The sequence below is a fragment of the Streptomyces sp. SID10853 genome, from assembly GCF_010548145.1.
GTDB lineage: Bacteria > Actinomycetota > Actinomycetes > Streptomycetales > Streptomycetaceae > Streptomyces.
Genome location: NZ_JAAGLN010000235.1, coordinates 1 through 10747, shown reverse-complemented (window position 1 = coordinate 10747; position 10747 = coordinate 1). Strand labels below are relative to the sequence as shown.

At 69.2% G+C, this 10747-nt stretch carries 14 protein-coding genes; 6 read left to right on the top strand and 8 right to left on the bottom strand.

Annotated features, from left to right (window positions below):
* Positions 1 to 166: 166 nt before the first annotated feature.
* Positions 167 to 817 (bottom strand): biliverdin-producing heme oxygenase, encoded by a 651-nt coding sequence (locus G3I19_RS30010; protein WP_164266864.1) that lies wholly within the window; start codon positions 815 to 817, stop codon positions 167 to 169.
* A 129-nt stretch (positions 818 to 946) separates the two neighbouring features.
* A complete protein-coding gene (gene map / locus G3I19_RS30005) occupies positions 947 to 1804 on the bottom strand; it encodes a type I methionyl aminopeptidase (RefSeq protein WP_164266863.1) in 858 nt (285 codons plus the stop codon).
* Positions 1805 to 1834: 30 nt separating this feature from the next.
* Between map and G3I19_RS30000 the strand changes: the two genes are divergently transcribed.
* Positions 1835 to 2065 carry a hypothetical protein gene (locus G3I19_RS30000; protein WP_164266862.1) on the top strand — a complete coding sequence of 77 codons (231 nt, stop codon included), beginning with the start codon at positions 1835 to 1837 and terminating at the stop codon, positions 2063 to 2065.
* Positions 2066 to 2201: 136 nt separating this feature from the next.
* On the opposite strand, the gene G3I19_RS29995 is transcribed toward G3I19_RS30000, so the two are convergent.
* The 4 genes from G3I19_RS29995 to G3I19_RS29980 form a co-directional block, all read right to left on the bottom strand.
* On the bottom strand, positions 2202 to 3500 hold the full coding sequence (locus tag G3I19_RS29995; RefSeq protein ID WP_164266861.1) for an MFS transporter: 1299 nt from the start codon (positions 3498 to 3500) through the stop codon (positions 2202 to 2204).
* 114 nt (positions 3501 to 3614) lie between these two features.
* Positions 3615 to 4700 carry a methyltransferase domain-containing protein gene (locus tag G3I19_RS29990; RefSeq protein WP_164266860.1) on the bottom strand — a complete coding sequence of 362 codons (1086 nt, stop codon included), beginning with the start codon at positions 4698 to 4700 and terminating at the stop codon, positions 3615 to 3617.
* Positions 4697 to 5671, bottom strand: a complete 975-nt coding sequence (gene tgmB, locus G3I19_RS29985) for an ATP-grasp ribosomal peptide maturase (protein WP_203600618.1) — start codon at positions 5669 to 5671, stop codon at positions 4697 to 4699. The genes G3I19_RS29990 and tgmB overlap by 4 nt, the downstream gene beginning before the upstream one ends.
* Entirely contained in the window at positions 5671 to 5895 is a 225-nt protein-coding gene (locus tag G3I19_RS29980) for a hypothetical protein (protein ID WP_164266859.1), read from the bottom strand. The genes tgmB and G3I19_RS29980 overlap by 1 nt, the downstream gene beginning before the upstream one ends.
* Before the next feature lie 419 nt (positions 5896 to 6314).
* Between G3I19_RS29980 and G3I19_RS29975 the strand changes: the two genes are divergently transcribed.
* Both G3I19_RS29975 and G3I19_RS29970 read left to right on the top strand, forming a co-directional pair.
* The gene (locus G3I19_RS29975) at positions 6315 to 7187 is read left to right on the top strand and encodes a helix-turn-helix transcriptional regulator (RefSeq protein ID WP_164266858.1); all 873 of its coding nucleotides are present in this window, start codon (positions 6315 to 6317) and stop codon (positions 7185 to 7187) included.
* On the top strand, positions 7184 to 7405 hold the full coding sequence (locus G3I19_RS29970) for a DUF397 domain-containing protein (RefSeq protein WP_164266857.1): 222 nt from the start codon (positions 7184 to 7186) through the stop codon (positions 7403 to 7405). The genes G3I19_RS29975 and G3I19_RS29970 overlap by 4 nt, the downstream gene beginning before the upstream one ends.
* A gap of 229 nt (positions 7406 to 7634) precedes the next feature.
* Here G3I19_RS29970 and G3I19_RS29965 read toward each other — a convergent pair whose 3' ends face one another.
* A complete protein-coding gene (locus G3I19_RS29965) occupies positions 7635 to 8237 on the bottom strand; it encodes a hypothetical protein (RefSeq protein WP_164266856.1) in 603 nt (200 codons plus the stop codon).
* A gap of 94 nt (positions 8238 to 8331) precedes the next feature.
* Here G3I19_RS29965 and npdG point away from each other — a divergent pair, with 94 nt between their 5' ends.
* Positions 8332 to 9036, top strand: a complete 705-nt coding sequence (gene npdG / locus G3I19_RS29960) for an NADPH-dependent F420 reductase (protein ID WP_164266855.1) — start codon at positions 8332 to 8334, stop codon at positions 9034 to 9036.
* Positions 9037 to 9102: 66 nt separating this feature from the next.
* A complete protein-coding gene (locus tag G3I19_RS29955) occupies positions 9103 to 9294 on the top strand; it encodes a hypothetical protein (protein ID WP_164266854.1) in 192 nt (63 codons plus the stop codon).
* Positions 9295 to 9416: 122 nt separating this feature from the next.
* On the opposite strand, the gene G3I19_RS29950 is transcribed toward G3I19_RS29955, so the two are convergent.
* The gene (locus G3I19_RS29950; protein ID WP_164266853.1) at positions 9417 to 10220 is read right to left on the bottom strand and encodes a site-2 protease family protein; all 804 of its coding nucleotides are present in this window, start codon (positions 10218 to 10220) and stop codon (positions 9417 to 9419) included.
* Between the two features lie 160 nt (positions 10221 to 10380).
* Here G3I19_RS29950 and G3I19_RS29945 point away from each other — a divergent pair.
* On the top strand, positions 10381 to 10747 hold a 367-nt coding region (locus G3I19_RS29945; protein ID WP_343235250.1), incomplete at its 3' end, for a helix-turn-helix domain-containing protein.

Sequence of the window (10747 nt, the reverse complement as noted above, 5' to 3'; positions counted from 1 at the left end):
TGCTCACCGGCTCGCGCGCCCCGGACCGGGCCACCAGGACCGCCGGGCGCTGACCCGGGCACCACGGCCGGTCGGACCTCCGCCGGGCGAACTCCCGCCGGGCCGCCACATGCCGGACGGTGGCCGGGGCGAACTCCCGCCCCGGCCGGGGAACTTCAAGCGGGCTTCAGGCACTGATCGGAGTGAACTCCTGGCCCAGCTCGCGGAAGATCTCCGTGTTGAGGGTGAAGGCATGCTTGCACTCGTCCACGATCCGCCGCTTCTCCAGGTCGTCCGCGTCCACCGTGTCCAGCAGCTCCCGGTAATCACGCTTGAACGCGGCCGGGTTGGGGATCAGGTCGAACACGTAGAACCGCACACCGTCGCCCTTGCGCGGGAAGCCCCACGCCTTCTCCGCCGCGTCGCGGACGATCTGACCGCCGGACAGGTCTCCCAGATAGCGCGTGTAGTGGTGGGCGACATAGCCGCCGGGCCAGGTCCGCGCACAGTGCGTCACCCGCTCGGCGTATGCGGTGGTGGCGGGCAGCGGCCTCAGACCCGCCCGCCAGCCGGGCCCGCGCAGATGGGCCAGGTCCTGTTCAAGGGCGGCCGTGCGCATCAGCTCGGGGAGGATGAAGGGGCCCGCCGCGGGGTCCCCGGCCAGCGCGTCGGCGCCCTCTTCCAGTGCCCGGTACACGAACCACAGCTGCTCGGTGTACCGGGCATAGGCGTCCACCCCGAGCCTGCCGCTCAGCATGTCGCTCATGAACGTCGCGGAATTGGCTTGGTCGTGCAGCTCGTGAGAGGCGGTGCGGATGAGCGTCGAAAAGGCGTCCATGGCGGACCTCCGGGGCCGAGGGGGACGGGAACCTGGCTCGATCTTCTATGCTTAGGCTTACCTAAGTCAATGGTTCCCGACGTCCTGTCGGTAACAGCCGTACCCCGCCCCGCCCCCGGCCAATCCGGATCACGGCAGCGTGAGGATCTCCGCCCCGGTCTCCGTCACCACGAGCGTGTGCTCGAACTGCGCGGTCCGCTTGCGGTCCTTGGTCACCACGGTCCAGCCGTCCTCCCACATGTCGTACTCGTAGCTGCCGAGAGTGAGCATCGGCTCGATCGTGAAGGTCATACCGGGCCGGATGAGCTCCGTGGCGTACGGGCTGTCGTAGTGCGGGACGATCAGACCGGAGTGGAACGACGTACTGATGCCGTGTCCGGTGAAGTCCTTGACGACCCCGTATCCGAAGCGCTTGGCGTACGACTCGATGACCCGCCCGATGACGTTGATCTGGCGCCCCGGCCTGACCGCCTTGATGGCCCGGTGGAGCGACTCCCGGGTCCGCTCCACCAGGAGCCGGGACTCCTCGTCGACGTCCCCGCAGAGGTAGGTGGCGTTGTTGTCCCCGTGCACCCCGTTGATGTACGCGGTGACGTCGAGGTTCACGATGTCGCCGTCCCTGAGCACCGTGGAGTCCGGGATCCCGTGGCAGATGACTTCGTTGACCGAGGTGCAGAGGGACTTCTTGAACCCGCGGTAGCCGAGGGTCGACGGGTAGGCCCCGTGATCGCACATGAAGTCATGGGCGACCCGGTCGAGTTCGTCCGTCGTCACACCGGGCGCGATGTGCTTGGCGGCCTCCGCCATCGCCTGTGCGGCGATACGGCCCGCGACGCGCATACGCTCGACGGTGTCGGCGTCCTGGACATCCGGACCGGTGTACGGCGTCGGCGCGGGCTTGCCCACGTACTCGGGACGCCGGATGTTTCCGGGTACGGAACGGGTGGGAGAGAGCTCCCCTGGTACGAGCAGTGACTGGCCAGACATGCCAGCGAGTGTATGAGAGAGGAGCCGACCATGGCTTTGTTCAAGAGGCGCACGGCCGCGAAGCCGGGCGAGTGGTACTACTGCATCCAGCACAAAAAGGTCGAAGAGGGCCCCGAGTGCCCGGCCAAGGACCGCTTCGGCCCGTACGCCACCCGCGAGGAGGCGACCCACGCCATGGAGACGGCGGCCGAGCGCAACCTGGAGTGGGAGACCGACCCCAAGTGGCACGACAAGAGCGCCCCCACGGACGAGGAGAGCTGACCGGGCGCCCGCCGACCTGGCCGACCTGGCCGATCCGGCGGATCCCGCCGACCCGGGCGATCCGGCCGCCCCGGCCGACCTGGCCGGAACGTCCTGACCGGGCCGGAACGTCCTGACCGGGTCTGATCGGGTCTGATCAGACAGCCGCCGCCGCGGCCGCCGCCTCCTCCTTGCGGGTGCGGCGCAGCCGCGCGTCGGCGTCGGTGTCCGCGTCGTACGTCAGCAGCTTCGGCAGCACGGCGGCGAGCACACCCACCGACGCCACACAGGCCAGGCCGCCGCTCCAGATCGCGTTCCGGGTCCCGGTCCAGCCCGCCAGGGTGCCGGCCCTGACCTGGCCCAGCTGCGGCCCCATGCTGTACGAGAGCACCTCGATGCCCGCCAGCCTGCCCCGCAGCTCCTCAGGGATGGTCTGGTTCCAGATGGTGGAGCGGCCGAGGCCGCTGAGCATGTCGCCCGCGCCCGCGAAGGCCAGACAGAGCAGCACGAGCCAGACGTTGGTGCACCAGCCGGCGGCCGTGATCGCCAGACCCCAGCCCGCGGCCCCGAAGACCACGAAGAGCCCGTGCCGTCTGACCCGCGAGGTCCAGCCGCTGGTCAGACTGAGCAGCACCGACCCCACCGACCCCGCCGCATACATCAAACCCAGCGCCCAGGTGGCATGCAGATCGTCGGCGAGGAAGGGGAAGACGGTGTTCGGGTAGGCGAAGAACATCGCGGCCAGGTCGATCGCGTAGGTCCCCAGCAGCACCGGGCGGCTCCACGCGTACCGAGCGCCCTCCGCGATCCCGCGCAGCGACGGCCGCTCGGCGTCGTGCGAGGGCGGTGCGGGCGACAGCCGTGAGCACATGGCCACCGAGACGGTGAAGCCCAGCACCGTGACGCTGAACGCGGTGGGGTACCCGGCGTACGCCACGACCACGCCCGCCAGCGCCGGGCCCGCGATCGCGCCGGTCTGCCAGCGCAGCGCGTTCAGCGCCGCGGCCGCGGTGAGCTGGTCGTGCGGCACGATCCGCGCCAGCAGCGAGTCGAGCGCGGGCCGCTGGAGCCCGGCGAGCGCCGAGACCCCGGCGGCCACGACGTACAGCGGCCAGAGCATCGGCGCGGGGATCAGCGCGTTCACCAGGAGCAGCACGGCCAGCACCCCGAGCCCCGCCTCGGTGGCCAGGATGACCTTGCGCCGGTCGACCGCGTCGGCGAGCGCACCGCCGTACAGCCCGAAGACGACCAGCGGCACCAGCTCCACCGCCCCCATCGCGCCCACGGCGGCAGGGGATCCGGTGAGGTCCTTGATCTGGAGCGGCAGCGCGATCAGCGCCATCGAGCTGCCGAAGAAGGCGATCAGACCCTGGATCCAGAGCAGCCGGAACTCCCGGGAGGACCGCCAGGGGGTGAGATCGGGAAGGAGCGCGCCGAGCCGCGTGCGGGAAGCCACGAGAGGTCATATTCGGGTGCTCCGCGTCCGGGGTGCAAACGGATTACCGGCGGTCTGACTACCAGCGGCTCGGCGGGGGCGAGGACCGGCACGATGCAAGGGCCACGAGTTCGTCTACTCAGTGGGCAGGGACCAGGAAGGGCCTTCTGGCTCCCGGTACCAGACTCGCTGACGTCCCGGCGTGATCGTGAGGCCGAAGTCCTCTCGGGCAGGAGTGCCTCCGGGGAAGACGGAGGCCAACTCCTCCACCTTGTCCCAGAGCCGCTGTGGGCCGATCTGCCTGGCTTTTCCCGACACGTGAGCGGTGGCCGTGGATCCGTCCTCGGTCCACAGTCCGACACCGGTCACCTTTCCCGACTCGTCCTGCCAGGAGCACGAGTGATATCCGGGGAGCGCGAGTGACAGCGGGAACTTCAGCCGGTTGAGCACATCCGTTGCCTGTACAGCGGCGGCCGTGCCGGCCTGGGCTTCCAGTCCTGCGAAGTCGGGACCGTGGGAGGCGGTCCGACGCGGCATGAAGAACGCAGGTACGGGGAGAAATCTCCCTGACGCCTCCCCATCGCTTCCGACGACGACTTTCGCGACGCCGAATCCGATCGGCGCGACGATGACTGAACCCTCGCGGGTCTGGGCCAGTAGGGCGGGCGGGAGAGAGCGGAGGCCGACGGTAGCGATGATGCGGTCGTAGGGCGCTCGGGCTGGATAGCCCTCCGCGCCGTCGCCAGTGAAGGTGAATGGGTGGTACGCCCCCTTCGCCAGGCGGCTCCGGGCGAGATGGACGAGACCGGGATCAACGTCCACGCTCACGACGTTGTCGCCTCCGAGGTGCGACGCGGCCAGGGCGGCGTTGTACCCGGTACCGAGGCCCAGCTCGTACAAGCGGTGACCGGGCTTCGCATCCAGGGCGTCGAGCATGGTCAGCATCAGGCGGGGCTCACTTGATGACGAGGTGGGGACGCCATGCTCATCCAGCTGTGTAGTCAGCGCGGTGTCCGAGTACACGGTCTCCAAGTAGCCCGGATCTCCGCTGGATACCTCCCGCCACCGTCCTTGCTCGTCCTGCTGGTAGAAGCGTGGGACGTAGTGTTCCCGCGGAACCTCGGCGAACGCTGCCAGCCATTCGCTCTGTTGCCCCTCGCCGAGTGCGGCGGCGAACTGGGCGCGCAGTCGGGCCGGTGCGGGGTCGTTCGTGTGCGTCATGTGGTGGTCCCCTGCAGGTAATCAGCGTGTGCGGCAGCGATGGGTAATCCGGTGCGGTTCTCGACCCATGACCATGTGCCGGCCGGATTGTTCTCGAAGAACACCCACTCGTCATCGGGGGTGACGGCGAAGTCGAAGGAGCCGAACACGATCCCGTACGAGGCCATGAAACGCCGAACAGCCGTAGCGACCTTGTCGGGCACCGTGGTTGTGCCGTACTCCAGGTTCTCGTAGTCGGTGCGCCAGTCGGTCCGTGCCTTCTCGGAGGTACCGATGATGGTCCCGGCGAACAGAGCGCCGTCCACGGCGACCAGGCGTACTTCGTATTTCTTGGGGATGTCTTCCTGGAAGTAATGTGCGGTCAGCCGGATGCTGTCGTCGAAGTCGGCCGGGTCCACCCGGTGGGTCGCCACCATCAGTTGTCGGTCCGCGCCCGTGTTCAGACGCCCTCCGAGGACTGGCTTGCAGATCAAGGGCCGGTCCAGGGCCTTCGCGAAGGCGCGGGCTTCGTCGGGATCGTTCGTGATCACACTGCGCGGTACACGCAGGCCCGCCCGGGCCGCCGCGACGAGTTGCTGTGGCTTGTGCGCGGCGATGCGGTCATGGTGAGGGTTGTTGATCCAGCGGACGGGCAGGGCTGACAGCAGGTTGAGCATGGCTGCGTCCGCTTGGTTCCGGGCCCAGGCCGCGTACGGTTCGGTCACGGTGTCGGCGATGACGGGGCGCCCAGGCCGCCTGTAGTAGACGGCCCGGACGTCCCCGAGCCGCACCGATCGGCGCTCGTCGGTCAGTACACCTTCCCATCCCGCGGTCGTCGGCCGGTGGCGGGCGGCCAGCGTTACGTGCTGGGGAAAGTCGGCTGAGTCGAATCGCAGCACGGCTACATCACGCTGATTCAGTTGGTCCACCACCATGTCAGCGGAGGCATCGAGCCGTTCAGCAACGACGAGCACCGGCCGGGCGGCGCCCATCAGGAAGCGGGAGCGAAGTAGGGGTCGGTCACGTCGTCACCCTTGCCGTCCTGGTTGGTGTCGGTGGTCGATGCGGCGTGGTCGGCGGTGTGCCAGGGAGTTCCGTCCGTCCGCATGTTGAGCTGATGCCCCTCGTCCCAGACGACTCCCTCGATCGACGTGGTGACCAGGCACGGCGGGGCAGCCGCACGGGCGGCGAACGGAATGACTGTTGTGCTTCTCATGGAACCTCCAACGATTGTGCACGGGCCTCTCCGAGCGGATGCCCGGAGAGGAACTTGGGCAGCAGATACTCCCGCTTCAGGGAGCGCCGCCTTTCCATCGGACCGCCGAGGCGCTCGCAGGCTCGCAGGGCCCGGTCTCGCTGCAACCGGGGTTGCCCATTGCGTTGCGCGGGGTCGCGGTCATGCTCACAGGCCGTCCTTCCGGGAAGGCTTGAGTGGGCGGCCCTGGCGGAGGACAGAGCACGGCCAATGCACGAGAGTGACTACGGAACGTGGTCACACAGTCACTCCGTGAGCAACGATGGCTCATGAGAAACGTTTCTAGCAACCCCTCAATAAGAGAAACGTTGCTCGAATCGAAAGTTGACATATGCCGGTCATGAGGCTCGCGATACCCTGCGGGCGCGAGGGAGGTGGACATGGTGGAAGCGCGGCCCAACGTGCACAGGCGAAGGTTCGGTTCGGCCCTGCGGTCACTCCGTCTAGCGGTCGGCTACAGCATGGAGGAGGCCGCGGAACGCCTCGGGTTGTCCGGTAAGCCCGCCCTGAGCAAGATCGAGAACGGCAAGCAACGGGTTACGGGCCTGGGTTTGACCGCGTTCTTCCAGGTCTATGCCGTCGAGTCCGAGGAGACCAGGGGTAAAGTCAAAGCTATGGCCGCGCTTGCGGCCTCGGGTAAGCGGACGAATCTGCTGGACGAGTTCCAGGACGCGATCCAGACCGACGCCTTCGAGGATTATCTGCACCTTGAGGGAATGGCGACCGACGCCGACGTCTTCTTTCTCCAAGTCATTCCGGGCCTGCTCCAGACCAGGGCGTACGCAACGTCGATCGTGGAACGGAGCAAGGTGTGGTCCTCTAAGCGGGAGGTTGACCGCTTCGTTGATCTCCGGCTGGCCCGGCAGGCCGTTCTGTCCCGAGGAGAGCCGCTCAACCTGTGGTGCGTCCTGGATGAGGCGGCGCTGCGGCGGGTCGTGGGCGGGCCGAAAGTGATGCAAGAGCAGCTCGACTGGCTACTGACGGTTATGCGGGAGCGCAAGCATGTGGACGTGCAGGTGCTCCCCTTCGACGCAGGTGCTCACGCGGGCGTCGACGGCTCGTTCCAACTCTTAAGGTTCCAGGTGGGATCACCGGTTGCCGTGGTCGAGGCCAAGACAACCAGCGTGTACCTGGAGGAAGATGCGGCCGTGGAGCGGTATCAATCTGCGTTCGATGACCTCCGGAGGCAAGCCCTCGATCCGTCTGCATCGCGTCGCTACATCCAGAAAATGATCAAGGACTTCGAGACATGAAGAAGCAGGTCGACCTGACCAACGCCGAGTGGGCGAAGAGTGAGCTGTCCAGCGGCGGCAACAACTGCCTGGAGGTCGCGTTCGTGGATGGAGTCGTGGCTCTACGTGACTCCGTGGACGTGGGCGATCCGGACGCCCAGGTGCTGATCGTTTCCCGCGAGGACTACAACCTGTTCACGAAGAGCGTCCGGGCAGGGCAGTCCAACCTGCTGCCCTGATCACGCTCCCGCGGTAAACGTCCGGCCCCCGCTCCCCGAGCGGGGGCTCAGGTTTTCCCGGCCTGAACTTGCGTCGGCCGGCGTGCGCCGGTGAGTACGCCGACCTGCAGACCAAAACGATCGGCAGTACCCGGGACCGGCCCGACCGGCTCCAGCGCGCCGCGTCCGGGTGCAACCTGCTTACCGGCGGCCTGATTGCCGGCGGCGCGGCGTGGTGCGGGCGGCCGGGTCACCACCGGTCCGGCGGGGGAGCGGTCAGCTGGTCGGCGAGGCGGGAAAGGCGGTCGCGGAAGCGTGGCCTGCCGCGCTGCGCGGGCAGGGTGTTCTCGCCGGCCGCGGCGCTGACCAGGTGCTGCACGGTGTCGAGATCCACCTCACCGTCCTCCGCCACCGTGAGCGTCTCGTGCGCCAGACCGTGCACCTCGGGATCCCCGCCGTCCAATGCCAGCACGGTGGCACCGGCCCGCCGCGCCCCGTGCACTCGCTCCAGTAGCCCCTCGCCCGGCAGCTCCGGCGCGACGACGAGCAGTGTCTCGCCCCGCCCCGCCGCCTCGATCCGGCCCAGCCCCACGGCCAGATGCGCGGGCTCACCGCCCCCGACCCGGTGGCGTACGAGCGTGGGAGCCAGCTCGGGCAGCCCCGACCAGGCGGCCTCGTCCACCAGATGCGCCGCCAGATGCCACGGCTCGTACCGCTCGGTCCCCACCAGGAGCAGCCCACCGCCGTGCGGCACCACCGACGACCGCAGCGCGGTGGCGAAGCGGCGGGCTGCGCGCGGCCACTCCGTCCCGGCGAGGACTTCCCGGAGCAGCGCCACCCTTACGGCATCCATGCCCCGGCATCCTGCCGCACCGGGCCGTCCCGCGGGGCCCGTTGACCGGTACTCATCCGTACGGGGGCCGGGTCCCAACAAGTAGGGTCGGCCCATGACTTCTACCGACAGCGCACAGCAGCCGGCCGCCCGGGATCCCTGGGACCTCCCCGATGTCTCGGACCTGGTCGTCGGCGTCCTCGGCGGGACCGGTGACCAGGGCCGCGGGCTCGCCTACCGGCTGGCGAGGGCCGGCCAGAAAGTGATCATCGGCTCGCGCGCCGCCGAGCGCGCCAGGACCGCGGCCGGAGAGCTGGGGCACGGCGTCGAGGGCGCGGAGAACGCCGAGTGCGCACGCCGCAGCGACGTGGTCATCGTGGCCGTGCCCTGGGACGGGCACGCCAAGACCCTGGAGTCGCTCCGCGACGAGCTGACGGGCAAGCTCGTGGTCGACTGCGTCAACCCGCTCGGCTTCGACAAGAAGGGCGCGTACGCCCTGAAGCCCGATGAGGGCAGCGCCGCCGAGCAGGCCGCCGCCCTGCTGCCGGAGTCCCGGGTGGCCGCCGCCTTCCACCATCTGTCGGCCGTCCTGCTCCAGGACCCGGAGATCGGGGAGATCGACACCGATGTGATGGTGCTGGGCGAGGAGCGCGCCGACGTCGAGATCGTGCAGGCGCTCGCCGGGCGGATCGCCGGAATGCGCGGCGTCTTCGCCGGACGGCTGCGCAACGCCCACCAGGTCGAGTCGCTGGTCGCCAACCTGATCTCGGTCAACCGCCGCTACAAGGCCCACGCCGGGCTGCGCGTCACCGACGTGTGAGCGCGATCGGGGCATGGGGGACACTGGGGGGCGAACAGACTTTGCCCCCGGACAGGAGCCGCCCCCATGCCCCGCCTCGCTCTGTACGCCCTCGTCGTCTGCGCCCTCGCCGTGGCAGCGGCCGTGGTCTCCTTCGTCCAGGGCAGCCTCATCGGGATCGTCTGGATCCTGCTGGCGGGACTCTCGTCGAACATGGCCTGGTTCTATCTGCGCAGGAGCCGCGCCGCGAAGTCGGCGGGTGCCCCCGCCACGCGCTGACACCGTCCGCCCCCGCCACGCGCTGACGCCGTCCGCTCCCGCCACGCGCTGGCGCCGTCCGCCCCTGCCCGCTGGCGTCGTGCGTGGTACCGGGCCCGGCCGTACGGCTCCGGCCGCCGCCGTCACCCGGTCGGGCAGAAGAAGCTCTCGGGCTTGCCGTACCAGAAGCGGTAGAACTGCTGCCCGCAGTACGTGTCGTTGCCGTTGACCCCGACGCCGCGCAGGATCGTGTCGATCAGGTCGAAGAACGCGTGGTTGACCGACGGAATCCACAGCAGCGCGAAGACCGCCAGCATCCCCACCTGACCGAACGGCTCGACCTGGCGGCGGATGCTGTACGGCAGCCAGGGCTCGACCACGCCGTACCCGTCGAGGCCCGGCACCGGAAGGGCGTTCAGGATCGCCGCCGTGAACTGGAGCAGCGCGAGGAACCCCAGCGCGTACCGGAACAGCGGCGGAATGCCGTCCAGCCCGTGCAGCCAGAACGGGGCCGTGCAGACGAACGCGAACAGCACGTTCGTCAGCGGGCCCGCCGCCGAGATCAGACTGTGCCGCCAGCGGCCCCTGATCCGGCCCCGCTCGATGAAGACCGCGCCACCGGGCAGCCCGATCCCGCCCAGCACCAGGAAGACCAGCGGCAGCACGATGGACAGCATCGCGTGTGTGTACTTCATCGGGTTGAGGGTGAGATACCCCTTCGCACCGACCGAGATGTCACCGCTGTGCAGGGCGCTGCGGGCGTGCGCGTACTCGTGCAGACAGAGCGACACCACCCACGCCGACGTCACGAAGAGGAACACCGAGAAGCCGGGGACCTTCGAGAAGTCCGCCCACACCGCCCAGCCGGTGACCGCCATGACGGCCACGATCCCCAGGAAGACCGGACTGATCCGCCGCTCGCTGCGACGGGTGGAAGCGGTGGTCATGGACGGAGCTCCTGATACGTGGGGGCCGGGCCTCAAGAGCCCCGACCGTACAGGTGACACGCGGTAAACGTCTCGCGGCCGGACATGGGTTCCGGGCAGGCTAGGAGCATGACTGAGAGACCGGGCGGTTGAAGTGGGCGCGGTAACGGACAATGGGCCCGTGCACTACCGGATCCTCTCGACCACACAGGCTTTCCGCCCCGACGGCACGGCCGTCGCGCTCGGCGGGGCGCGGCTGCGTGCCCTGCTCACCGTACTGGCGCTGCGGGCGGGCCGGAGCGTCCCGGCGGGCGTACTGGTCGACGAGGTGTGGGACGGCGAACCGCCCGCCGACGCCACCGGCGCGCTCCAGGCGCTCGTGGCCCGGCTGCGGAGGGTGCTCGGACATGCGGCCGTGGCATCGGCCGACGGCGGGTACCGGCTGTGCGCCGAGGCGGACGACGTCGATCTGTACCGGTTCGAGCGGCTCGCGGGCGAGGGCGCGCGGGCCCTGGACGAGGGCGCCCCGGCCAAGGCGGCCGGCCTCC

What these genes read in the sequence shown, in the direction of transcription:
- G3I19_RS30010 (WP_164266864.1), bottom strand. Translation starts at nt 817, where the DNA reads ATGGACGCCTTTTCGACGCTCATCCGCACCGCCTCTCACGAGCTGCAC.
- map (WP_164266863.1), bottom strand. Translation starts at nt 1,804, where the DNA reads ATGTCTGGCCAGTCACTGCTCGTACCAGGGGAGCTCTCTCCCACCCGT.
- G3I19_RS30000 (WP_164266862.1), top strand. Translation starts at nt 1,835, where the DNA reads ATGGCTTTGTTCAAGAGGCGCACGGCCGCGAAGCCGGGCGAGTGGTAC.
- G3I19_RS29990 (WP_164266860.1), bottom strand. Translation starts at nt 4,700, where the DNA reads ATGACGCACACGAACGACCCCGCACCGGCCCGACTGCGCGCCCAGTTC.
- tgmB (WP_203600618.1), bottom strand. Translation starts at nt 5,671, where the DNA reads ATGGGCGCCGCCCGGCCGGTGCTCGTCGTTGCTGAACGGCTCGATGCC.
- G3I19_RS29980 (WP_164266859.1), bottom strand. Translation starts at nt 5,895, where the DNA reads ATGAGAAGCACAACAGTCATTCCGTTCGCCGCCCGTGCGGCTGCCCCG.
- G3I19_RS29975 (WP_164266858.1), top strand. Translation starts at nt 6,315, where the DNA reads ATGGTGGAAGCGCGGCCCAACGTGCACAGGCGAAGGTTCGGTTCGGCC.
- G3I19_RS29970 (WP_164266857.1), top strand. Translation starts at nt 7,184, where the DNA reads ATGAAGAAGCAGGTCGACCTGACCAACGCCGAGTGGGCGAAGAGTGAG.
- G3I19_RS29965 (WP_164266856.1), bottom strand. Translation starts at nt 8,237, where the DNA reads ATGGATGCCGTAAGGGTGGCGCTGCTCCGGGAAGTCCTCGCCGGGACG.
- npdG (WP_164266855.1), top strand. Translation starts at nt 8,332, where the DNA reads ATGACTTCTACCGACAGCGCACAGCAGCCGGCCGCCCGGGATCCCTGG.
- G3I19_RS29955 (WP_164266854.1), top strand. Translation starts at nt 9,103, where the DNA reads ATGCCCCGCCTCGCTCTGTACGCCCTCGTCGTCTGCGCCCTCGCCGTG.
- G3I19_RS29950 (WP_164266853.1), bottom strand. Translation starts at nt 10,220, where the DNA reads ATGACCACCGCTTCCACCCGTCGCAGCGAGCGGCGGATCAGTCCGGTC.